The organism is Lysinibacillus boronitolerans JCM 21713 = 10a = NBRC 103108 (assembly GCF_000772935.1).
Lineage (GTDB): Bacteria > Bacillota > Bacilli > Bacillales_A > Planococcaceae > Lysinibacillus > Lysinibacillus boronitolerans.
Genome location: NZ_JPVR01000078.1, coordinates 196,575 through 218,892, shown reverse-complemented (window position 1 = coordinate 218,892; position 22,318 = coordinate 196,575). Strand labels below are relative to the sequence as shown.

22 protein-coding genes are annotated in these 22,318 nt (G+C 35.7%); 17 read left to right on the top strand and 5 right to left on the bottom strand.

Features of this window, described 5'->3' with window-relative positions; genetic code table 11:
- The first annotated feature begins 28 nt into the window (after nucleotides 1-28).
- The 4 genes from CD31_RS16565 to catA all read left to right on the top strand — a co-directional run bounded on the left by CD31_RS16565 (nucleotide 29) and on the right by catA (nucleotide 3,391).
- Nucleotides 29-364, top strand: a complete 336-nt coding sequence (locus CD31_RS16565; RefSeq protein WP_016993893.1) for an ArsR/SmtB family transcription factor — start codon at nucleotides 29-31, stop codon at nucleotides 362-364.
- A 31-nt stretch (nucleotides 365-395) separates the two neighbouring features.
- Nucleotides 396-1,394, top strand: a complete 999-nt coding sequence (locus tag CD31_RS16560) for an NADP-dependent oxidoreductase (protein WP_036079258.1) — start codon at nucleotides 396-398, stop codon at nucleotides 1,392-1,394.
- Nucleotides 1,395-1,748: 354 nt separating this feature from the next.
- Nucleotides 1,749-2,291 (top strand): pyridoxamine 5'-phosphate oxidase family protein, encoded by a 543-nt coding sequence (locus CD31_RS16555; protein ID WP_036079250.1) that lies wholly within the window; start codon nucleotides 1,749-1,751, stop codon nucleotides 2,289-2,291.
- 449 nt (nucleotides 2,292-2,740) lie between these two features.
- A complete protein-coding gene (gene catA, locus CD31_RS16550) occupies nucleotides 2,741-3,391 on the top strand; it encodes a type A chloramphenicol O-acetyltransferase (RefSeq protein WP_036079248.1) in 651 nt (216 codons plus the stop codon).
- A 292-nt stretch (nucleotides 3,392-3,683) separates the two neighbouring features.
- Here the strand turns inward: catA and CD31_RS16545 are convergent, their stop codons facing one another.
- On the bottom strand, nucleotides 3,684-4,151 hold the full coding sequence (locus tag CD31_RS16545; RefSeq protein ID WP_036079245.1) for a GNAT family N-acetyltransferase: 468 nt from the start codon (nucleotides 4,149-4,151) through the stop codon (nucleotides 3,684-3,686).
- A 395-nt stretch (nucleotides 4,152-4,546) separates the two neighbouring features.
- Here CD31_RS16545 and CD31_RS16540 point away from each other — a divergent pair, with 395 nt between their 5' ends.
- Together CD31_RS16540 and CD31_RS16535 are read left to right on the top strand one after the other, a co-directional pair.
- On the top strand, nucleotides 4,547-5,083 hold the full coding sequence (locus tag CD31_RS16540; protein WP_036079243.1) for an RNA polymerase sigma factor: 537 nt from the start codon (nucleotides 4,547-4,549) through the stop codon (nucleotides 5,081-5,083).
- Between the two features lies 1 nt (nucleotide 5,084).
- Nucleotides 5,085-6,686 (top strand): DUF4179 domain-containing protein, encoded by a 1,602-nt coding sequence (locus CD31_RS16535; RefSeq protein WP_244905032.1) that lies wholly within the window; start codon nucleotides 5,085-5,087, stop codon nucleotides 6,684-6,686.
- A 1,165-nt stretch (nucleotides 6,687-7,851) separates the two neighbouring features.
- On the opposite strand, the gene CD31_RS16525 is transcribed toward CD31_RS16535, so the two are convergent.
- Both CD31_RS16525 and CD31_RS16520 read right to left on the bottom strand, forming a co-directional pair.
- Nucleotides 7,852-8,811 carry a DUF2268 domain-containing putative Zn-dependent protease gene (locus CD31_RS16525; protein WP_036079239.1) on the bottom strand — a complete coding sequence of 320 codons (960 nt, stop codon included), beginning with the start codon at nucleotides 8,809-8,811 and terminating at the stop codon, nucleotides 7,852-7,854.
- Nucleotides 8,812-9,117: 306 nt separating this feature from the next.
- Nucleotides 9,118-9,345, bottom strand: coding sequence for a hypothetical protein (locus CD31_RS16520; RefSeq protein ID WP_036079237.1), 228 nt, complete (start codon nucleotides 9,343-9,345; stop codon nucleotides 9,118-9,120).
- 653 nt (nucleotides 9,346-9,998) lie between these two features.
- Between CD31_RS16520 and CD31_RS16515 the strand changes: the two genes are divergently transcribed.
- From CD31_RS16515 to CD31_RS16475, 9 genes are all read left to right on the top strand, one after another.
- The gene (locus CD31_RS16515) at nucleotides 9,999-11,225 is read left to right on the top strand and encodes a benzoate/H(+) symporter BenE family transporter (protein ID WP_081977509.1); all 1,227 of its coding nucleotides are present in this window, start codon (nucleotides 9,999-10,001) and stop codon (nucleotides 11,223-11,225) included.
- A gap of 26 nt (nucleotides 11,226-11,251) precedes the next feature.
- Nucleotides 11,252-12,544 (top strand): glutamate-1-semialdehyde 2,1-aminomutase, encoded by a 1,293-nt coding sequence (gene hemL / locus CD31_RS16510; RefSeq protein WP_244905031.1) that lies wholly within the window; start codon nucleotides 11,252-11,254, stop codon nucleotides 12,542-12,544.
- 133 nt (nucleotides 12,545-12,677) lie between these two features.
- Nucleotides 12,678-14,117 carry a MocR-like pyridoxine biosynthesis transcription factor PdxR gene (gene pdxR, locus CD31_RS16505; protein WP_036079226.1) on the top strand — a complete coding sequence of 480 codons (1,440 nt, stop codon included), beginning with the start codon at nucleotides 12,678-12,680 and terminating at the stop codon, nucleotides 14,115-14,117.
- 40 nt (nucleotides 14,118-14,157) lie between these two features.
- On the top strand, nucleotides 14,158-14,520 hold the full coding sequence (locus CD31_RS16500; RefSeq protein WP_036079224.1) for a hypothetical protein: 363 nt from the start codon (nucleotides 14,158-14,160) through the stop codon (nucleotides 14,518-14,520).
- A gap of 169 nt (nucleotides 14,521-14,689) precedes the next feature.
- On the top strand, nucleotides 14,690-15,190 hold the full coding sequence (locus tag CD31_RS16495) for a sigma-70 family RNA polymerase sigma factor (RefSeq protein ID WP_036079222.1): 501 nt from the start codon (nucleotides 14,690-14,692) through the stop codon (nucleotides 15,188-15,190).
- A complete protein-coding gene (locus CD31_RS16490; protein WP_036079221.1) occupies nucleotides 15,187-16,443 on the top strand; it encodes a DUF4179 domain-containing protein in 1,257 nt (418 codons plus the stop codon). The genes CD31_RS16495 and CD31_RS16490 overlap by 4 nt, the downstream gene beginning before the upstream one ends.
- 267 nt (nucleotides 16,444-16,710) lie before the next feature.
- Nucleotides 16,711-17,226 (top strand): hypothetical protein, encoded by a 516-nt coding sequence (locus CD31_RS16485; protein ID WP_036079218.1) that lies wholly within the window; start codon nucleotides 16,711-16,713, stop codon nucleotides 17,224-17,226.
- A 57-nt stretch (nucleotides 17,227-17,283) separates the two neighbouring features.
- On the top strand, nucleotides 17,284-17,580 hold the full coding sequence (locus CD31_RS16480; RefSeq protein WP_036079216.1) for a hypothetical protein: 297 nt from the start codon (nucleotides 17,284-17,286) through the stop codon (nucleotides 17,578-17,580).
- 72 nt (nucleotides 17,581-17,652) lie between these two features.
- Nucleotides 17,653-18,405 carry an SDR family NAD(P)-dependent oxidoreductase gene (locus tag CD31_RS16475; protein WP_036079214.1) on the top strand — a complete coding sequence of 251 codons (753 nt, stop codon included), beginning with the start codon at nucleotides 17,653-17,655 and terminating at the stop codon, nucleotides 18,403-18,405.
- Between the two features lie 145 nt (nucleotides 18,406-18,550).
- Here the strand turns inward: CD31_RS16475 and CD31_RS16470 are convergent, their stop codons facing one another.
- Nucleotides 18,551-19,318, bottom strand: a complete 768-nt coding sequence (locus CD31_RS16470; protein WP_036079212.1) for a sulfite exporter TauE/SafE family protein — start codon at nucleotides 19,316-19,318, stop codon at nucleotides 18,551-18,553.
- A gap of 104 nt (nucleotides 19,319-19,422) precedes the next feature.
- Here CD31_RS16470 and CD31_RS16465 point away from each other — a divergent pair, with 104 nt between their 5' ends.
- Nucleotides 19,423-20,307 (top strand): LysR family transcriptional regulator, encoded by an 885-nt coding sequence (locus CD31_RS16465; protein WP_036079209.1) that lies wholly within the window; start codon nucleotides 19,423-19,425, stop codon nucleotides 20,305-20,307.
- Nucleotides 20,308-20,406: 99 nt separating this feature from the next.
- Here CD31_RS16465 and CD31_RS16460 read toward each other — a convergent pair whose 3' ends face one another.
- Nucleotides 20,407-21,306 (bottom strand): PhzF family phenazine biosynthesis protein, encoded by a 900-nt coding sequence (locus CD31_RS16460; RefSeq protein WP_036079207.1) that lies wholly within the window; start codon nucleotides 21,304-21,306, stop codon nucleotides 20,407-20,409.
- A gap of 124 nt (nucleotides 21,307-21,430) precedes the next feature.
- Between CD31_RS16460 and CD31_RS16455 the strand changes: the two genes are divergently transcribed.
- On the top strand, nucleotides 21,431-22,312 hold the full coding sequence (locus tag CD31_RS16455; protein WP_036079361.1) for a LysR family transcriptional regulator: 882 nt from the start codon (nucleotides 21,431-21,433) through the stop codon (nucleotides 22,310-22,312).
- Nucleotides 22,313-22,318: the final 6 nt, after the last annotated feature.

Below are 22,318 nucleotides of genomic sequence, written 5' to 3'. Positions count from 1 at the left end.
CAACTGATTAGTAAGAGGAGGGATTTATATGAATAAACAGGACCAGCTTAACTTGATTAAGGAGGACTTTATAAATTCTCAAAAGGTATTATTAGCAATTGGTGATGAAACCAGACAAGCCATTTTAATGGTTTTAATGAGTACAGATTGTCAAACGGGATTGCGTGTAGGAGAAATCACGGAACAAACACATCTTTCTCGACCCGCTGTGTCACATCATCTTAAGATTTTGCGAGATGCTGGAGTTATTTTAATGCGTAAAGAAGGTACAAAAAACTTTTACTATATCGATATACGGACAAAACTAGGTTTGTTAAAAAATCTTGTTTTGGATATTGAGACGTTGTTAACGGAATTTTATTGACAATATAAAAGATTATCTGGAGGAATGAACGATGAAAGCAATGGTGATAGATCAATATGGCAAAGCCCCAATGCGCTTGGCAGAAGTGCCTACACCTGAAATAAATGAATATGAGGTACTTGCTGAAATCCATGCAGCAAGTATTAATCCGATTGATTTTAAAATCCGTGATGGGAAAGTGAAGCTGTTAATCCAATATAAAATGCCACTGATTCTTGGAAATGATTTTTCAGGGGTCGTCGTAAAGGTTGGTGAAAAAGTGACTCGCTTTAAAGTAGGAGATGAAATTTATGCACGTCCAAGGAAGAGTAAAATTGGTACTTTTGCCGAATACATCTCTATTCATGAAGATGACATAGCCCTAAAACCTAAAAATTTGAGCTTTGAGGAGGCCGCATCAATCCCACTGGTTGGCTTAACGTCATACCAAGCCTTACATGACATCATGCAATTACAAAAAGGTCAAAAGATTTTAATCCATGCTGGCTCTGGTGGTGTAGGTACCTTTGCTATTCAACTAGCAAAGGCAATGGGTGCCACAGTGGCAACAACCGCTAGCGAAGCTGGTGCAGACTTAGTTACATCGTTGGGTGCAGATAAAGTGATTAATTATAAGAAAGAAAACTTTGAAGCTATACTGAAAAATTATGATGCAGTCTTTGATACGCTTGGAGGAAAGACCTTAGAAAAATCCTTCGAGATTATCAAGGAGGGTGGGAAAATTGTCTCCGTATCAGGCAGGCCGAATGCTCGTTTCGCCAAAGAATATGGTGCAGGATTTTTTAAAACACTGTTATTTTCAGCGGCAAGTCATAAACTGACTGCACTTGAAAAGAAACATCATGCTCAATATTCCTTCTTATTTATGAAGCCAAGTGGCGAGCAATTACGAATTATCGCAGATTTAATTGAATCTGGTAAAATCAAACCCATCATTGATAGAACTTTTTCATTTGAAGAAGCCCAAAAGGCGATGGAATATGCGGAGTCAGGTAGGGCAAAAGGGAAGATCATCGTAAAAATGAAATAGTCTTTATGTTGTATTTTAGCAAAGTTTAAGTGAAAAGTACGTAATAACCACAAACCTCAAATAAAATAAGAGGCTTCTGCTTTTGTAGGATAGATGTAGTCCAATATTGAGATGAGCGATGGTTCACCACTTGCGTTCTTTGAAGGCAAATATAGCAAAGTTAGTCAGCCAATAAGCTTATAATTACCTATCTCCTAAAAAATAGCACCATCGTTTGAGCATTATTTGTTCGAACGGTGGTTTTGTCTTTGTTTTAAGTGGAAAATGGATTGCTTAATTGTTGTTGTTATGGACGTTTTTATTCAATCCAAAGGTTGATAAAATCACATCATACTACAAGTAGGAGTGATAACAATGGATAAGGTACGTTATAAAGTAAGAGAAGTGTTGGACAAGAACAAAATTGATGCATTTTTGCAGCAAGCTCGCATTGGGCATTTGGGTATGGTTGATGGTCATTTGCCGTATGTTGTCCCCCTTAATTTTGTGTGGACAAATGGAGTGCTTTATTTCCATGGAGCCACTGGCGGGAGACGAAATCAAGTGATGGAAGAGAATCCAGAGGTTTGCTTTACGGTTTGTGATGAATATGGAACCATTACAAATCCAGTACCTGCAAAGACGGACACGGCTTATATGAGTGTCATGGTTTTTGGCAAGGCTCAGCCAATTTTCGATTTGGATGAAGCGACACATATGTTGCAAGAAATGATAAATAAATATGTACCTGGTTACTATAATCGCCCCTTATCCCAGCAACACGTGGACAAATATCGATCAGCCATTTTCGGAGGGCCTGTTCAAGTTTACCGTATTGATCCTCAACATATTACCGCGAAAGAAAATCCAATTGCCTTAGGGGAGATGTTCAATATTGAGAAAATCCCACATACATAGTATTGGTTTTCAGAAATTAGTACATCAAATCACTGCAAGCACCGCTAACTCTAGTCAGATATGTAGCTTTGGAATAAAGATGGATTAACAAATAGCTCTAATCTTATCTAATAGCAACATCAAAAACTCCATTTTGAAAAATTGATCAAAATGGAGTTACTCTCTTTAGATAAGCATGAGATTTTTATAAAAAAGTTTGATCATTTTTCAGCTATGTTGTTCCACAATTGCGCCCTATTATTGAAGAATAAGCTATTGCATGATGTCCTCATATTGTTCAGTAGTTTTTGGATTAGCAGTAAGCTCGCTATGCAAATCTAAATTAATCGAAACCGTAATTATATGTTAAGATTGACTTATATAAAATAAAAGGAATGATCTTATGAAAAAAGCAGTCAAATTAGCTTCCTAAAATTATCTAGATTTTAAATTTTAGGAGGCTTTATAAGATGAGATTCAATAAAATTGATATTAATAATTGGGAACGAAAAGAAATTTTCAATCATTTTTTAAATCAACAAACGAGCTTTAGCATCACCAGAACTATTGATATTACCGAACTTTATAAAATTACAAAAGATAAGGGATATAAATTCTATCCTGTACTCATCTTTTTAATCACTCATGTAGCAAATTCACATAAACATTTTAGAATGAACTTTAATTCTGCTGGAGAGTTTGGATACTGGGATAAGGTAGTCCCAATGTATACTATCTTTGATAAGCAATCAGAGTTATTTTCAGCCATTTATACAAATACAGATGAAGGTTTTAAAAAGTTTTATGAGAACTATATTTCCGATACTGAGAAGTTCAATGGTAAAGGAAAGCTTTTTCCTAAAACACCGATCCCTGAAAATGTCGTCAATATTTCTATGATTCCATGGACTTCTTTTACTGGTTTTAACTTAAACGTGAATAATAGCCCAAATTATTGTTTGCCGATAATCACTGCAGGTAGGTTTATCAATAAAACTAGTAATATTTATTTACCTTTATCCTTGCAGGTTCATCATTCTGTCTGCGATGGTTACCATGCAGCACTATTTATGGATAGATTTCAGACTCTTGTAGAAAATAAACTAGAGTTTCTTGTATAAATTAAACACGAAACACTGACTAATTTCTTTTAGTTGGTGTTTTTTACTATCCTGCACCTAAAACAAGGTAGTATATGTGCCTTATTTTGTATTCCTTGTATCAGATTATTGTCTATATGCTTTCCTCCTATGTCCACTCAAGTTACTGAACAATTTCTTTCAAGTATGCAAAACCGCTTTGAAAGATGTTAATTAAAAAGACACAAATTCTTTTATAAGAATTGCGCCCGATTGTAGAAGGTTGTGATTCAACTAAAGCCCTCGTTACTTCCATGTAACAAATTACTAAATGTCAGTTGATAGTTTTGAGCATATTTATTCCCGCTATTTCAAATCCGAGTTCCTCATATAGTTTCCTAGCCCCTTCATTACTTCCAAAAACATGAAGTTTGAAGTAATAAATTCCTTCCCGTTCTAACCACTCCTCAACATTTTTCATCACTCTAGTCCCGAAACCTTTACCTCTGTATTCTTCAAAAATAAATATCTCATAAAGAAATGCACTTTTCTTTTCCTTTTCAACCTTTATCCAAACAAATCCAATTAACGAATCATCTTCATATATATTATATAAATGATGATTAGAGGTTGCTATTCCTTGAGGAAGTAGATTATATAACTGTTTACGTGCTATTGAAAGAGGATCTTCGCTACTTACCTCATGGACATTTTCTGATTGAACTTTGCTATATCTCTCTACCTTATCTTCTAAATAAATTGTAAATTCTTTTTCTGACATTTTCTTTAAGACAATATCCATTTTAATCTCCTATTTTGAATGACTTGTAAAAAAATTGATACACTGAACTGTTCAGTAAATTTATGTGAACTTTCTACAAATATATCTATATTTTAACATTCATACTAATTTATTTGTGTAGTATTACTCCACAATCTGGCCCTTTAATGATAACGAGCACTGATTCTTATTACAGAATCGCGCCCGATTGCTGAATATCAAGTCGGTGATTTGTCTTTTGCTTGTTAAAGTAAGCACGCCGTTAGTTAAAGAAGATTTATAATTAAAATAAGTGTTTTTGAATAGATAAGGTGCTTTCTCCATCAAATTCGAAGGCAGATGATCCATTTGAAAAAATGAACTATTTATAATGCTAAATTGTTACTTGTGTAGAAAACGGAAAAGGAGGTGGGAATATGGAACAAATTAGCGATGAAAGGGTCTTGTTTCAAACATATTATAAGGACGTCTTCAGAGCTTGCTATTACATGCTTCAAAATAAATACGATGCAGAGGACCTTTGTCAGGATGTATTTGCAAAAGCTTTGAGTGAAGATTTCCAATCTATACAAAATCAAAAATCTTGGTTACTTAGTATTTCTATGAATATGTCTCGAAATTACTTAAAGAAAATGAAAAGACTGCTATTAAAAGAAAATTTTGAATTCCTATCATTGATGCGAGTTGACAAATCCCAAAATATTGAGCGTACAATACAGCTCAATGAAAATAAAAGTGAGTTAGTCGACTTAATGAACAAATTGCCTATTCGTATACGAAAGGTAATGATATTGAAATATGTGCATGACTGTAAAGATAGAGAAATCGCTGAAATTCTAAAAATCCCTGAGGGAACGGTTAAATCGAGGCTTTTTAAAGGTAAAAAATTAACGAAAGAGTTTATCCAAATAGATGAAAATTTGTTATTTGAATGGAGGGATCATCGTGAATAATATGGACGATTTAATAAAAGAAAAAGTGAAGTACGATCAAGTAGATTATCCTAATGAGAATGAAATGTGGAGTAAAATCATCCGTAAACAACAAAATCAAAATTATAAAACTAAAAAACATAGCTATAAACCACAAGTTATATTAACCGCCATTATGTTCACAATTGTTTTATCAGCCACACCTGTATTTGCTAAATATACAACAGAAATCTTGGACTGGATGCGAAATATGAATAGAACAGGCATTATTACTTCTTTAGAAAATGGCTTTGGACAGGAAGTCAATAAAACTGTAGAAAACGAAGCTGGTGTATTAAATATCCATAATGTAATTTCAGATCAAAATGGTACTACTATTAACTTTAGCTTAGATATTGATCATGATTATCCAATCGATGCAGCAGATTTCGAACAAGCATCACTCAAAATAAATGACGAAAAAGAAATAAAGTTGGAGGCTAACGCAGTATATAATCAGGAAACGGATCAATTAGTAGGGATTCTACATACAGATGAGGGAATCCCGCACAACAGCAATGTTACACTTCAACTTGGAGGTGTAAAGGAGACACAGTTGAAAAGTGTAGAGTTAAAAGATGTGGTTCAATCGAACGCGTTCCCTGAAAAGATTACTATAAATCAAGATGGAATATCACATATAGAATTCACTTCAAATGGATATCAAAACGGGCAATATACATTGGATTATCTTATCGATCTGGAGGAGTCCAATAACATAGAAAACGCATATTTATCTTATAAAATTCAAGGTGAAAACATTGCGAGTTTTGGCGTTACTCATAAACGTCCAAAACCAAATGTCATTAAAAGTAGTGATTCACTAGAAATTCAAAAAGAAGTGGTAGAAAAATTAGGGGTATTTTTAAGTTATACTGATACAGTAAGTTATAAACCAGATACGTGGAGCCTGGATTTCCAATACAATCAGGATCTTGCTAAAAAATCTACATTTGTTATGGATATAGACGAAACAATTGAGATAGGCTCTCAGCAACTTCAATTTAACGAGCTTGTTATTACACCGAGTGAGGTAAAGCTTTATTTTGATGAAAAATATATAGATTCTAATTCTAATATAGCTCATTTCAACTATCGTCAGTTTAAATTACGAATTGGTGAGCAGGAATTATCGGGAAATAATTTTAAAGATTATATTTCTTTTGAAACAATGGGGCTGATAAAGGATATTACGAATAAAGAAATTTCTCTTACTTTAAATGATGCGAAGATTTCTTATGAAGCTGGAAAGCAAGACAAAGTAGAGCTAAGAAATATTTCTGAAGTTCCAAAGACTCTAAATGCAGAATTAAACGGGTATCCAATTGATATTACCTACTATACGAAAGGTAATGATTTAATTGTTGAATCAGAAAGTAAGAACGAGCAATTTGGAGGTATTACACAAAATGTTATTTATGAGAATGGCAAAAGAATCTTTGCTGAAACTCGTTCTAATGACGGAGTGTTAAGAACACACAAACAAGTAGAAACATTTAAAAATATAAAAGAAAAAGATATTACATTAAACTTCTTCCTTTATACTGTCAATGAGGATCGAGCGAAAACTATTGTTTTACAGTAAATCGTTTGCAGTATAACTTCTTTCAGCAAATGTTTTATGTAACGTAAGTGAAACGGCAGTGACAAATGTTTTATGTAAGTCTTTTCGTAGCGACAGTACACAACTTCTTGGTGTTTTAACTGTAAGTCATCTAAAGGTAACGCTACTTGAAGGCACATGATAATAAAAGAATAATTCATTTGAGTATAAAAAAAGCGTGTTTTGATTAATTCAAAATACGCTTTACTATTTCTTTGGTTGTTGTTTTCGAAAAGATAATTGCTTTTCAACGCTTAACGCATCTAAACGAACGATTTTTGTTTGCTCTGCTTGTGTTTATGTATCGTAAGCTTTGCCTCAAAAAGCTTTCCACGACCGCTAAATACAATACATCTACATCTAATTGAGGAATTTCCTCTTTAATTTGACTGTTCAACAAACCATCAGAATAGGTGCATTTGTTGTAATCAATATTCAGCTAGGATTAACTAAAAACGAGATAAATAAAAACACCTTTCGTTATAAAAAGGTATTGAATAATCAATGAGGATGTATCTATAGGGACAAAAGTATGTTACAAACTATATGGCCCTTTCATGAAAAAAGACGCATTCTTAATTAAAGAATTGCGCCCGATTGTTGAAGATCGGTTTTTCAATTAAATGCCCTATAATTTTCTTCGTTTGTTTTTCAAATCATTTATTTTAATAACACCATAATAAACAATCCAAAATAAGAGAATTATAAATACAGAATAATTCTTTTTACTTTCAGGCAATAAAATTAAAGTTACAATATATATAAGAACACTAGGAACAAGTAATACCCAATACAATTTTCGTCTATTCATTTAAAATCACTTCTCCTCCAAGACAATCTATTGACAGTATAGTTCTCGCACAAACAACCCTAATAAAGGAATTTTAAATATATTATACCATTAACAAAAAAGCTCCCAAAGCGTCCTTTGGTGACCTAATTGTTATTCAACAATCTGGCCCTTTTCATGAAGAAAGACGCTTTCCTAATTTCAGAAAAGTGCCCGATTGTTGAAGATCGTTTTTGAACTAAAGCACCTGGTTAGTTCAATAAGAAAAAAAGAGCTGCATACGCAACTCAATTATTTTTAACTAATTCTTAATATATATTTACCCCTATAATATATGTCAATTCATTCATAGATTTGTTATTTATAGTTTTCAAGATAGTTTCCTTTTTCAAAAATTTCTTTTGCACTTAAGGCAGTCCATTCCTCTGGAGTTTTATCAGGATTTAAGTCAAGATAGGATTTAACCATCTTGTAGCCTTCACTATAGCCGTAAGATATCGGCAACCCTTTTCCGCCATTTAAAATTTCTAAACTACGATTACTGTCATAATTTTTTAAATCAGGTTTAACTTTAGACCACAAAACCTTGTTGTAAGTCAAGTAAATCGGAGTATAGTCGTAGTCAGGATATACAGATTTTTCAAACATGACCGCTTTTCCTTCAAAAACCATATTATCCAAAACAGAAAACCTGTCCCCATTGGCATGCTTTTCCGCCCAAACACTGTGATGGTATTCGTGGGCAACGATTGACTTTAAAGCATCCCCCAAACCATTTAGATTAAGTGGGATAATAATTTTGCCCGCCCCTACTGCGAATGCCCCCCTATTATTGGTAGAGGAAGGGAATACACAAACTGCTACATCACTTTGAGAGGGTAGGAGGTCAGCTGATTTCAAAAGGGATTCTTGTATAAGTTGATTGATTTCTGCTTTACGAGTCTCCATTTTTTCACTTACCACTTCTATTTCTGTTAACCCATTAGGAATCGTATTAAGAAGGTTTTCTGCCATATGAAGGTATTCTCCATTTTCAAAACAATCTTGATATATGGGTTGAATAATCTCATTATTATACAGTTCTAAGGTTTCCGAGGTTGAAAGATTCGGATTATCTTTGACCTTTTCAATATACGGATAAAACAGTTGATTGGCATAAATGATTTTGTATTTTTGTTTGGTTTGAGGGTGCTCAAATGAGAACACCATTTCTTTGTCAAGTATTTTTTGCTCTTTTTCTGTTTTTGTACAAGAAGTAAGGGTTAGACATGAAATTATTAGAATAAAAACAACAACAATTTTTAGATATTTTTTCAAAAAAATCCCCCTTATGTAAAAAAGACTATTTGTAAATAATATTACCATATTTTAGTCCCTTTTCGTCTATCAATTCTTGAACTAAACTGCCCCGTTAGTTTAAGTGAAAAGCTTCAAAATCTTTTACTCAATAATTCAACAATAATGTCCAATTTTATTGAAAAGGTTTATCAATAATCTGGCCCTTTAATTAAAAAAAGCGCTGATTCTTGTTCCAGAATCGCGCCCGATTGTGGAAGATTATAAGCATAATTCTTGCTAAACTAAAGCATCCCGTTAGTTCAACAGCAAAAGTTTATTAATTCTTTATTTTCCTTTATGTAAAAACTTCAAATAAAGCAAGAAGGAAAATAACAATACTATTGCATAAAACCAAATTGAACGATACCAAGCATTTTTAAATTCTATCCAAAAACCCCTTCCACCTAGTTCTGGAGGCAAAGCTGAATAAATTGAAACTTCAATATATAGCATTAAACTGAAAAATAAGAATAAAGGAAGAAAAAATACCCACACCAAAAGATTGGATTTCATAAAAGTCCCCTTTCTATTTCACAAAACTATTAATAACAGTAGAGAATTTATAAGTTTAACGTTTGTATTTAGATGAAAGTTCCAATATAAAAAGGAGATGGTACTTCAACTAACCTGCACCATTAGTTTAAGTAATCTTCACAATCTTCGCGTCCAATAATTATTGTATTTTATTCTATTAAATGGCCCGTTTGTTGACAAAAAAATCCTGCATTTCAACACAGGATTTTTATCAAACTTAATATGAATGATCAATCTTTGTTTTTAACGATTAGTCATTTTTATAAAACTACACTATAGGGATAGTGGTTATTTTATTATACCTAATTTTATGGACTGCTAAAATTCGTAGTTTTGGATATTTTTTATCAATCCGTATTACGTTATGCTAAGACCGTTCAAGCAAGGAGGGGAAGTGCTACTGTTTAGTTCAGGTAGATTGACATTTTATCAAATAGCGGCAAGTAAAGCGTTAACTGGAATTAAACAAATTGAAATTTTACTGGAATGACATGTTACATAAAGAGGGCTAATGACAATAGGAAAACGATATTCCATATAGGAAGGGAACAGTTCTTAAAGGACGCGAATACATGCTGAATTCCTAGTATGAAGAAGTGATTAAAATAATTTGTAGAAAGGAAGGAAAGTGTATGAACTCAACATCCGTTTCACTGAATGTGCGTGATTTCCTGTCGCCCACCATCGCTGCTTTTATATCTGTCTTAGTTAACTATGGGGGCACTTTTATCTTGGTGTTTCAGGCTGCCAAGGTTGCTGGTCTAAGCCCAGAAATGACTGCATCATGGATATGGTCGATTTCCATTGGTGTGGGGGTAACGGGTATATGGCTAAGTTACCGATACCGTGAACCCATTATTACAGCTTGGTCAACACCAGGCGTGGCGTTTCTTGTTTCGGCTTTAGCGGTTACCCCATATGCTGAAGCCATTGGTGCTTATATTATTTCTGCAATAGCCTTTGTTTTGTTAGGTTTATCAGGCATGTTCGAACGTTTTGTTCAACTTATTCCTCCAGGCATTGCGTCAGGTCTACTGGCAGGTATTTTATTACAATTTGGTATTTCTGCCTTTGGTGGTGCGAAAGTGGAACCTTTACTTGTCATCGTCCTGTTTACTACGTATATCGTATTAAGAAGGTTTACATCTCGCTATGCGATTGTCGGTATTCTAGTCATTGGCTTGATTTATTTAATAAGTATGGGGCAGGTAGATTTCAGCCATATCGAGTTGGCCTTCGCCTCTCCTGTATTTGTTGCGCCAACGTTTTCTCTACATGCATTATTGGGTGTCGCCTTGCCACTTTTTATTATTACCTTAACAGGACAGTACATGCCAGGCATGTTAGTGTTGCGAAATGATGGATATAAAACGAGTGCCAATCCGATTTTGATTGTAACAGGATTGGGATCACTCCTGACAGCCCCCTTTGGATCACATGCTTTTAACATAGCAGCAATTACAGCAGCCATCTGTACGGGGAAGGACGCTCATGAGGATTCAAGCAAACGTTATATTGCAGGTATTGTCTGTGGCATTTTTTATATAATTGTCGGTATTTTTGGGGTAACATTGGCTGCATTGTTTTTAATTCTCCCAGCTACGTTCATTGCAACATTAGCGGGATTAGCGTTGCTAGGCACAATTGGTAGTAGCCTTGCCAATGCTTTATCAAATCCGATTGGACGCGAAACAGCACTCATTACTTTTTTGGCAACAGCCGCAAATGTTACTTTACTTGGAGTTGGCGGGGCATTTTGGGGGCTTGTAGCTGGTTTGGGCGCACATTTATTAATGAATGTTCCATTGCTTAGAAAACAGCAAAGCATAAATGAGGGACAACAATTTAGACAAAGATAATATCACTGCGAAAGGTGGTTTTTAACATCGATACGACGAAATCAATAGAAGCCTTTGAAATAGCAAAAAAACTTATGCCTGGTGGGGTAAATAGCCCAGTGAGAGCATTTCAATTAGTTGGGATGGAACCAATTTTTATAAGTCATGGGAAAGGCTCGAAAATATATGATATTGATGGCAATCGCTATATAGATTATGTTCTATCTTGGGGACCATTAATTCATGGACATGCAGATAAGGAAGTTTCAGATGCACTTCTTGAAGCCATTTACAGGGGGACAAGTTTTGGCTTGCCAACTTTACTAGAAAATAAGCTAGCCACATTAATATCGACTCGCATTCCTTCCATAGAGAAGATACGAATGGTGAATTCGGGTACAGAAGCGACAATGAGTGCCATTAGACTAGCTAGAGGCTTTACTGGCAAAGACATGATTGTGAAATTTGATGGAAACTATCATGGACACAGTGATCATCTATTAGTAAAGGCAGGCTCAGGAATTGCTACATTAGGGCTTCCTGATAGTCTGGGTGTACCTGTAGAGATCACTAAGCATACAATCTCCATTCCTTATAATAATATCGAAGTCCTGAAAAAGATCTTTGATAAATATGGCCCACAAATTGCAGCAGTCATCGTAGAACCGTTTGCAGGCAATATGGCGGGAATACCAGCTAACCCTGAATTTCTTCAAGCAATACGTTCTTTCACTACAAAATATGGTGGACTATTTATACTCGATGAGGTCATGACTGGTTTTCGTATAGATTACCACTCTGCTCAAGGGCTTTATAACATAAAACCAGACTTAACATGTTTAGGCAAGATCATTGGTGGGGGGATGCCTGTTGGAGCATATGGTGGAAAAAAAGAAATCATGGATCACATTGCACCTGAAGGTAATATTTATCAGGCTGGAACCTTATCGGGTAATCCAATCGCTATGGTAGCGGGGTATACCACAATCAATAAATTAAATCATAACAGTTATACGTATATCGAAGCGTTAGCAGATCGGCTTATTCAAGGGTTATCAAAAGCAGCTCATACCAATCATATTCCACTTAAAACAACGAAAGCTGGGACAATGATTGGCTACGCATTCATTGATCATCCCTTACAAAATTTTGATGATGCTCGAAAAATAGATGCTGAGATGTTTCGCCGTTTTTATAAAGAAATGCTTAAACAGGGTATACTCCTACCTCCTTCTCAATATGAAAGCATATTTATCTCAACTGCACATTCCATACAGGATATTGATAGAACGATTCATGCTGCAGATGTAGCCTTTAAAAGGATGTTATCATGTATTTAGATGATGCAAAGTGTACTACAAACATCCTATATCTATAAAATGATCGATTTGATAGTATAATAATTATCGACTGTACAAAACTATAAATTTTCTCATATTTTAACAATCTATATTCTAACTGGAAGTGAATTGAATGTTACAAGTTAACCGAGACGATAAAAATCCTATATGGCAACAGTTACTTGACCAAGCTATTCATCATATTACAACAGGAAAATGGCCACCAGGGGAGTTACTCCCTCCATCCCGAGAACTCGCCTTATTAGTAGGTGTTTCACGCTCAACTATACAAATTGTATATGAGGAATTATTTAGTCGAGGATATACCGTGACAAATTGGCGTGGTGGAACAAGGGTGAGTGAATGGGGATATAAAACTAACTTGCAAGAAGAGGTGATTCCTCAAGGACCATCAACGCCAGCATTACCTTTATTAAACGTGGCAGTTGATGAATTAAACAGTTGGTTTAGAGGCAAAGAAAATGGAAACGTCGCAATCGATTTTTGTCCCCATGAGCCGTATTTGGACGAGCATTTCCGAAAAACTTGGCGACAATCGTTTTTACAGGCCTCAGCAGAAACTGATCTGACCAATTGGGGCTATGGCGATGCCTACGGTTTTACACCGCTGCGTGAAAAGATTCAACGTTACCTGACATTTGAAAGAGGTGTACATGTAGAGATTGACCAAATCATCTTAACCTCTGGCGCACAGCATAGCATCGATCTGATTGCCCAAGCCCTTCTTAAGGAAGGAGAAACGGTTTCTGTTGAAGATCCAGGCTTTCCTGCAGCCTGGATGACCATGAAATATCGGCGTATGAATGTTGTTGCTGTGCCTGTGGATGAGTATGGCGTACAAGTAGAGCATATTGATCCACAAACAAAGCTTATTTTTGTTACACCTTCTCACCAATGTGCGGTTGGTGTCATAATGTCTGAGCCACGCAGACAACAATTGCTGCAAAAATCTGCGAAAAATCAATTTTGGATTGTAGAAGATGATTATGATGGTGAGTTTAGGTATCGAGGTGGCCCGCTGCCTACCTTGTTTAGCCAACAACCTCACAACACATTATATATGATGAGTTTTTCTAAAATGGTTGCTCCTGGCATACGAATATCGGCTGTGGTCGGCCCAAAAGATGCCATCCGCCAGCTTGCGCAAGTACAACAATTAACCTATCGACATCTTCCCATTATGGAGCAATTAACGCTTGCTCATTTTATTGAGAACGGTCATTTTATGCGTCATATGAGGAGAGCCAGAAATGTCTATCGACGTAGACATGAAGCGATGACAAAGGCAATCATGGCGACAGGACTAGCCGAGCGTTTCAAGCTAAGTGGCATTGAAACGGGTTTGCATATGCTTCTTGAGGCGGAAGAATCGTTTGATGAAGAAGCAATGACGAACCTCGCACTCGAAAATGGGATACGTGTTTATCCACTGAGCAAGTATTGCTTAGAAAATAATCGAAAAGGATGGGTACTAGGCTTTGCTAAAATTGATGAGCAAGCCATTGAGGAAGGCATTTTTCGTCTTGCAAAGATTCTCTTGCAAGAAACGTAATCATTAGCTGGGCAATAAGGGAATTGGGGGTTGCGATACTATGCCATACATTCATGAGTTTGGAATCATTGCTTGTATAGAAAAAGACAAGGAATATGCTGCTTATGAACCTGAAAAATACAATTGCATCGGTGTAGATGGTGACCTCTTTGATGAACTGCTTTCCAAGGATTTTGGCAAAAAAATACATCACCTCGAAACTTTTGCACACAACACAAATAGGCCATTTAAAAGTCTCGCCTATTGGGGGATAACCTTGATACCACCGAGCTCTCATAAACAATTTTTAAATATGGTGAGTGAAGCCAATGTCGAGTACCAATCTGCAGAACTTGAAGAATTAATCAAAAAAATAGCTGAAGCAATAAAACAAGATAAATGGATGATTCATTATGGTGTTTAATTTTTACCAATACATACAGGTAAGGGGAAGAGGCGATTGTTCAATTAGAGCAATCGCTTCTTACGATTCATGGGGAGAAGTGTTGTAATAACAGGATCCTAAAAAATATCAAAAATTTTGAACGAAATGCAACAATGTTGAGTCTAATGAGAGAAGGAGGCGAAAAAGGATGAAATTTGAATTAGAGCAGCGTGCTATACGTGGAGATCAAGAAGCGATACTTTCACTGATTGAAATGGATGAGGATATTTTATATCGCATGGCCTTTACATATATGAAAAATGAGCAAGACACGCTGGACGTGATGCAGGAGCTTGTTTACAAGGCACTCAAAAAAATGCATACCGTTCAACAGCACGAATATGCCAGAACATGGCTTGTGCGCGTCTTAATCAATTGCTGTAAAGACCATTTACGAAAACGTCCGCCGACTGTTCAAATTGAGGAACACCATTTATCTGAATGGGTTATTTATTCAGATATGGAGAGATTATTGGAACATTTATCTTTGTCGGAGCAGCAACTCGTCTATATGAAATATTTCCAGCAACTAAAAAATAAAGAAATTGCTGAGCTAAATCAAATTCCTGAGGGGACTGTAAAATCGAAGCTTCATCACATTTTAAAGAAACTTAGAACCTTTGCTAGAGAAAAGGAGGACTGGCTATGAGTAAACCATTGATTGACGTTCCAAAGGAGAAATTGCAACAAGTTCGCATGGACATGTTTCGGAAGGTTCAACGAGAAAAAAGAAGAAAGAAGCGCATTGTTTCGGTTACATTCATCTCCATGCTTTGTCTAAGCCTTCTCTTTTCAATTCGCGTTTCACCAACGATTGCTAGCCAAGTTGCAAAAATACCTGGCTTTCAAGCAATTGTAACAGCGATTGCAATAGATAAAGGAATAAAAGATATTGTAGATCATGAATACTATGAAGAAATCAATGTAACGCAATCTAGAAAAGGTCTAGCCCTTACATTGCAGGGCGTGGTTGCCGATAATTCGGGATTTGTATTGTTCTATGACGCTGATGCCTCATTTGATATTTCAAAATTAAACTTAGAGCGAGTTCAATTGTTTCAAGGAGATGAGGAGATTGAATGCGGCTGTACGTTTACGATGAATGCAAGCAATCAAACATACATCTCTTCATCCGTGAAATATAATTTTTTAAAGCCTATCGCCTATACTTCAAAGGATTTTAAAGCAGTATTTCATTTTCATGATGAAGAGAAGGGGAACATTGAAATATCTTTACCGTTTTCACTGAAAAACGAGATCGCAAAGGAGAAAATTTTTACTGCAAATCGTACAATCGATGTCAATGGGCAGAAATTTACGATTACACAAATTCGCCGTTCGCCATTAAAAGTGGCACTCGATATAGAAGTAGCCAAAGATAATACAATGCAACTATTAGCGCTGGATGATGTTGCCGTCATGACAGAAAGCGGTGAGCGTAGAGATAGTATTAGAAATGACATTTCAACAGGTGGAGATATTCGCGATGGCAAATTTACGCTCTATTTGCAAAGTAATTATTTCGATGATCCAGCGTCATTGACGGTTATGATTGGCGCCGTTCAAGCTGTGCCCAAGGGTGAGGATTTTATCGAAGTTGATTTTGGCACAAAAGAGATACTCACGAAGCCTACTTATTTTAAGGGGGACATTTCAATAGTGCAGCAAAGTGTAGCAGTTAAGATGAATAAAAATAATGAGGGCAAATTATTAATGCTTTCTGACGCCATAAAAGAAGATGGTACGCCGCTAGAATTCAAAGGTTTGACGATTTCACGAGACGAGCAGTATGTAGTGGAGACATCACAATTTGAAGAATATAATGGAAAAGCTAAGCTATATTTAAAATATTACCCTAATCCGATTGGGGAAAATATTGAAGTAAACATTCCATTGCAATAAAATGCAGCAGCTGTTCAAAAGGACGAACCTTTTTGAATAGCTGTTTTGCTATTTTGAATGCAAGGGTTGGGGGCTTCTTATATGAACAACTTGATAGATGATAGATTAAATAGGCACTTGATTTGGTTATAACAGAGGTAACGATATGTTTTGATTTGAAGCGGTTATCTTTTCTAGAATTAGTTACATAGCTAGCTCTTTTTTCTTTTTGAACTTACAATAGTTGTAGAGCGATGATGGTATAATTACTTTAAACGGAGGTGGAAAATGGACTCTTTAGAATTAAACAAATCAAAATATATGGTCTCTAATATCAAAGACATTTTGCATAATAAGCTTATTCTTGCAAAACCGTTGACTAAAGATGACATCAATAAAATAAACCTAGTCAATCCCCCTGTATACGATAAAGAGAAGTATCTTATTCAGGAACAGTGGTTATACAGTATGAATATCGGGGAATGGGAAGATGTGGAGATAATTATCCAAGGAAATAATGAAAATCCTGAGGTGGGGATCATCGAATTAGCGGAAAGAATTTTCGATGAACTCCATTTACATATAAGCTGCGCATTGGCGTATTTACATAAGTTTTTTCCTAATCAAGAAATAAACAGCTATTATTTATCGACGATATGCTTTGGAAATATGGCTAACTTTGATAGTTATATATTTTCAGGCTTTAGTTTAGCTTTTATTTATGAGGGTCACTTTGAATTTCAGTATAAAGTGAAATTTAAAGAAAATGGTTGGCCTATTGGTTTTGAGGGTGGACCACTTTAATTCATGGGGAAGGAATAGTTATCCCATGACGAAATCGTTTTGAAAAGAGGGAGTTGAATGGAAGGTTTTTTCTTCATACTGATAGGCTTTTTGATTGTTACTGCAAATGTGATTGGATTTCTATTCTTCAGAAAAAAGAAAAATCTATATCATGCTGCTTTCATCATTTTACTACTGGCAGGTGTATTTGGTGGACTAGGGAGTGTAATAGCACTAATTATTATTCGTGATCCCTTTGCGTTATTCTATGGATTGAACATTGCCTATTATTTACTCATTAATAGTTTGATTGTATTTCTTGTGGCGATTTTCGTTACGATCATTAAAAAATATACTAGCAGTAGCACCATATAATTAACGATCGTGGTGCATGAGCATTGAGTTGTTTATGAACGAATTACTATTAAAAACGTTAGGCGGGACGCTATGCATAACTTGTCGGGAAAGGTTATTCTTATCACAGGTGCAAGCTCGGGTATTGGATTTGCCACGGCTGAACTACTGGCAAAACTCGGGGCTAAAGTAATTATCAATTATCATACAAATGTGGAAGGTGCCAACGAAGCTGTCCAACGAATTCAAGAACAAGGTGGAGACGCCATTGCTATTCAAGCTAATATTGTAAATAAAGAAGATGTGAACGCAATGGTTGAGCAGGCTATTTCTTCATTCGGCACGATTGATGTTTTAGTGAATAATGCTGGAGGTGGCATCCGTCAAAGTACATTTATGGAGATGAGTGAAGAGCTATGGGAAGAAACATTCAAGCTAAATGTCAATAGTGTACTCTTATGCTCTCAAGCTGTATTAAGACATATGATTCCGAAGAAATGCGGAAAAATTATTAATGTCTCTTCAGCAGCTGCACGTATTGGTGGGGCAGGGGAAAGTATTCATTATGCATCGGCTAAGGGAGCTGTCAATACAATGACGATTGGTATGTCCAGAGAATTAATTGAATATGGAATTATCGTGAATGGGGTAGCGCCTGGAATGGTAGAGACACCCTTTCACGATAAATTTGCTCCTGGTGACAATCGGCTAGAACGGATGGCTTCCTCTGTACCCATTAAACGAGCTGCAGCGCCTAAAGAGATAGCAGAAGTAATTGCCTTCCTTTCTTCTGATGCCTCCAATTATATTCTTGGAGAAATTATACATGTGAGTGGCGGTAGATAAATAAAACCTATGAAAATTATTATTGCTAAAATTGTTCGTCTATTCTACTAACAGTAGCTATTTCTAACGTAAATTGCGGATTCTAAACAAGCTCTACCTTAGATATCCTTAAATTTTGAGGCAAAAAAGGTAGGACTTGTTTCGCTTATTTTATTAAATCCGACACAACTTGAACAATTAAGAACAAAAAAATGATCGGTAAAATAATTTGAATCCATTTTGTTTGGATATACGGAATGATCCTTAAACCTAAGAAAGAGCCAGCAATAGAGCCAATTGAAACAGGGATAGCAATTCCCCAATCAACAATGCCAGTAAAGTAATAAAAGAGAAAAGCACCTGTACAGCTTGATAACGAGAGCATTCTTGTTAACTCGACTGCTTTTAAATAATGGTATTGTTTTTTCAGGAAATAGGTTATATTCATAAGAGCTGAACCTGGTCCAAAACCACCGTCATATATGGAGATTGCAAATGGAATGAGCTTGCTCAAGAGTTGTTCCTCTGTTTCTTTTACATCTTTGACAATCCATTTATTACTGCAAAGGACAATTAGAAATGCAAATATTAAGCTTATACAAGCGACCACATTCATAATTTGTTCCGATAAAAGGATTGCGAATAATGCCCCAAATACTCCTCCTATACTAGCAACAATCATGAAAGAAAAATATTTTTTTATAGATAATTGTCCTTTTATGACAAATGAAACAACATTTGATAGGGCTGATAAGCCTGTCGCAAATTTATTAACGGCAACGGTTGTATGTATCGGAATGCCGACGAGTAACAATGAAGGCATCAAAATAAAGCCTGCTGCCCCAAAAAGCACGCCTATTATGGCTGCGAGTAAACCAATTGTAAATAAAATAACTCCTTTTACTGTTAACCATTCCTGTAGTAAAATTTCCATTCAATCACCTCAATACTTAAATTACTGGTAAACTATACATAAAACAAATATATAATTATTGCTTATTCATAAATATTATTTATGGATAGAAAGGGTGGAATGGAATGAATTTACATGCATTGAGGATCTTTACGAATGTAGCCAAGCTTGGCGGAATTACTGCAGCAGCGAATAGTATGCTACTAAGTCAACCTGCTGTTACCATACAAATTCGAAAATTAGAGAATGAAATAGGGGCAAAATTGATTGAAGGTAAAGGGCGTGGAATTCAATTAACGCCAGAGGGGAAGTTTTTATACGAGCAGGGCATGCGTTTATTTTACTTAGAAGCACAAATCGATGAGAAGCTTGGGAAGTTTTTAGCAAAGGAAGACAAAATACATATAGCATCCTCTTATATCCCTATTAATTATATACTTCCGCCTATCATCGCTAAATACAAGCTTGCTCATCCTCAAATTGAATTTTTTGTATCGTTAGGTAATGTTCAATCTGTGGAGGAGCAAGTGCTGAATTATGAAGTAGATTTTGGTTTTGTCGTTCAAAGCAAAATTGGCCATGAAGATTTACAATTTGAAAAGGTATTAGATATCCCGTTTTGGTTTATAGTCCATCCCTCACATCCTCTAGCAAATCAAACGGTCTCCCTTCATGAATTATCGAACGAGGACTTTATTTATCGGGAACGTGGTAGCTCGACACTCGATTTATTGGAGTCCATATTTTACACGTTTAATGCGCCATTACCTAAATTAGGACTTCAAATGCAGGGCTTACATGAGTCCATAAAAGTAGTGGAAGCGGGGTACGGCATGACTTTAGCTCCGTCCTCTAGTGTGGCTGAAAGTATAATAAACGGGAAACTTGCTCAAGTGTATGTTGAGCAGGCAGCTATTCAGCAAAGTTTATTTATTTGCTCTCGAAAAACCGATCTAATGGAGCAACCTTTTTTGCAATACTTAAAAACGCATTTAAATGCATTAAACTAACCACTACTTGGCATAAATAAGACTTCTCTAAATTTAAGTGAAGAATTTAGAGAAGTTGATTTTATTATTAATTAACACAGAAAATTCAGAAAAATGTTTTTATAAAAGTATTTTTCCCTCTATTGAAACAACTGCTGCTCCCGCTACTTCAATAACAGCGTTCTCCCCATCAGGTGTAATCGTGACATAAAGAGTTCCAGGTCTATTAATCGTATGGCCTTGCCCAATTACTAATTGATGTTTTTGTTGTTGAGCAAGTATATTTTCTAGATATAAATAACCGCCTAATGCACCGTTTGCTGCCCCTGTAACTGGATCTTCATCAATCCCTATATTTGGGCAAAAATCTCTTGTATAAATATCAAATTCCCCATTTGTGTCAAAGGTAAAGAGGTGAGTGGTGGATATGTTAAAATGATGGTTCATCTTTTTAAGCTCATTTAATTTAGGCTCTGCTTGATCAATTGCATGACGCGTTTTAACTGGAACCATAAGATGTGGGACCCCTGTGTTCGCTATTTTTATCGGATATCGATCATCAATGTCCGTTTCATCTAAACCCACAAGGTCCGAAACGACTTCAGGGCTAATGTCTATACTTTTTACATGGGGACGTACTTGAGTCATGGACACGCTCGTTAAGTGATTGTTTTCCGTAATCCATTTTACAGGAATTAGTCCAATGTTTGATTCAAAGATTATTTTCTCGTCCTTATCAATCCAATTGTACTTACTGGCCATCAACCATGCAGTACCTAACGTAGCGTGACCGCAAAAGTCCACTTCTTTTGTAGGGGTAAAATACTTTATTTGATAATCTGCCTTTTCATTTTTCGATGGTAAAAGAAAGGCCGTTTCCGAAAGATTTAATTCATTGGCTATTTTTAGCATTTCCTCATCCGTTAAATTTTCTGCATGAGGTATGACGCCAGCTGGATTTCCTCCAAACGTTTCTGTTGTGAATGCATCCACATAAAAAAACTCTACCATTTTCTTCATTGCTATCTCCTCCTTCATTCTACGATTATTGTATTATGATAGAATTGATAAGTAAAATTCATGTTTTTGATTATCAACATGAGGAAGTCGAATGGAAAGTTAAATCTTAGATGGGGGTTATATGGTGAACCTTTTGCAAATAGAAATATTCGTCAAAGTAGTGGATATTGGTAATTTCACAAAAGCAGGGGAAATATTGGCGATGACACAATCAGGCATAAGCCATAATATCGCTTCATTAGAGTCAGAGCTCGGTATTAAGCTTTTGAATAGAGGAAGAAATGGCATCTCATTAACAGATAGTGGGGAACGTATTATCAACAATATGAGAAATATTTTATCCGAAGCAGAAAGCATTAAACAAGAAGCCGCTTCTATTTTAGGAATACAAAACGGAAAAATAAATATTGGCAGCTTTTCAAGTTTCGCCTCAAAAGTGTTACCAACGATCATAGCAAGGTTTAAAGGAGCGTATAAAGGGATTGAAATAAATTTTTATGAGGGGAGCTATGACCAAATTACACGTTGGGTAGAAGAGGGGAAAGTGGATATAGGGTTTACATCTTTAAGTAACTCTATGGACCATTTGGAGGCTATTACCATAGTAAGAGATCGATTAGTAGCAATCGTACCGTTTCATCATCATCTTGCAATCAATGAACAAGTAAAGGCGGAAGAACTTCAAGGGGAGGCTTTTATTATGCCTCAGCTAGGATGTGAAGTGAGTGTTAAGAAGTTTTTACAGGAACAAGAAGTTTCCCCAAACATACAGTTTAATGTGGAGGAAAATCAAACAATCATTGCAATGGTACGTGAAGGATTAGGCATTACAATCATACCAGAACTAGCTTTACCCTATAATTTAGAAGGGACCATTGTAAAACCTCTCTTACCCGAACCTTTCCGAGAAATAAGCATGATTACTCGCTCAAAGAAGCAATCCCTTCCCGCTGTCAAAGAGTTTATAAAAACAACCATGGATTGTATCAAAGAATTACAGCTCTAATAAGCA

Excerpts from the sequence above, each read along its gene's own strand:
- CD31_RS16535 (WP_244905032.1), top strand. The coding sequence starts at position 5,085 with ATGGACGATTTAATAAAAGAAAAAGTGAAGTACGATCAAGTAGATTAT.
- CD31_RS16465 (WP_036079209.1), top strand. The coding sequence starts at position 19,423 with ATGAATTTACATGCATTGAGGATCTTTACGAATGTAGCCAAGCTTGGC.
- CD31_RS16515 (WP_081977509.1), top strand. The coding sequence starts at position 9,999 with ATGAACTCAACATCCGTTTCACTGAATGTGCGTGATTTCCTGTCGCCC.
- CD31_RS16490 (WP_036079221.1), top strand. The coding sequence starts at position 15,187 with ATGAGTAAACCATTGATTGACGTTCCAAAGGAGAAATTGCAACAAGTT.
- CD31_RS16565 (WP_016993893.1), top strand. The coding sequence starts at position 29 with ATGAATAAACAGGACCAGCTTAACTTGATTAAGGAGGACTTTATAAAT.
- CD31_RS16475 (WP_036079214.1), top strand. The coding sequence starts at position 17,653 with ATGCATAACTTGTCGGGAAAGGTTATTCTTATCACAGGTGCAAGCTCG.
- CD31_RS16480 (WP_036079216.1), top strand. The coding sequence starts at position 17,284 with ATGGAAGGTTTTTTCTTCATACTGATAGGCTTTTTGATTGTTACTGCA.
- CD31_RS16520 (WP_036079237.1), bottom strand. The coding sequence starts at position 9,345 with ATGAAATCCAATCTTTTGGTGTGGGTATTTTTTCTTCCTTTATTCTTA.
- CD31_RS16460 (WP_036079207.1), bottom strand. The coding sequence starts at position 21,306 with ATGAAGAAAATGGTAGAGTTTTTTTATGTGGATGCATTCACAACAGAA.
- catA (WP_036079248.1), top strand. The coding sequence starts at position 2,741 with ATGAGATTCAATAAAATTGATATTAATAATTGGGAACGAAAAGAAATT.
- CD31_RS16545 (WP_036079245.1), bottom strand. The coding sequence starts at position 4,151 with ATGGATATTGTCTTAAAGAAAATGTCAGAAAAAGAATTTACAATTTAT.
- CD31_RS16540 (WP_036079243.1), top strand. The coding sequence starts at position 4,547 with ATGGAACAAATTAGCGATGAAAGGGTCTTGTTTCAAACATATTATAAG.
- pdxR (WP_036079226.1), top strand. The coding sequence starts at position 12,678 with ATGTTACAAGTTAACCGAGACGATAAAAATCCTATATGGCAACAGTTA.
- CD31_RS16560 (WP_036079258.1), top strand. The coding sequence starts at position 396 with ATGAAAGCAATGGTGATAGATCAATATGGCAAAGCCCCAATGCGCTTG.
- CD31_RS16555 (WP_036079250.1), top strand. The coding sequence starts at position 1,749 with ATGGATAAGGTACGTTATAAAGTAAGAGAAGTGTTGGACAAGAACAAA.
- CD31_RS16470 (WP_036079212.1), bottom strand. The coding sequence starts at position 19,318 with ATGGAAATTTTACTACAGGAATGGTTAACAGTAAAAGGAGTTATTTTA.
- CD31_RS16485 (WP_036079218.1), top strand. The coding sequence starts at position 16,711 with ATGGACTCTTTAGAATTAAACAAATCAAAATATATGGTCTCTAATATC.
- CD31_RS16495 (WP_036079222.1), top strand. The coding sequence starts at position 14,690 with ATGAAATTTGAATTAGAGCAGCGTGCTATACGTGGAGATCAAGAAGCG.
- CD31_RS16500 (WP_036079224.1), top strand. The coding sequence starts at position 14,158 with ATGCCATACATTCATGAGTTTGGAATCATTGCTTGTATAGAAAAAGAC.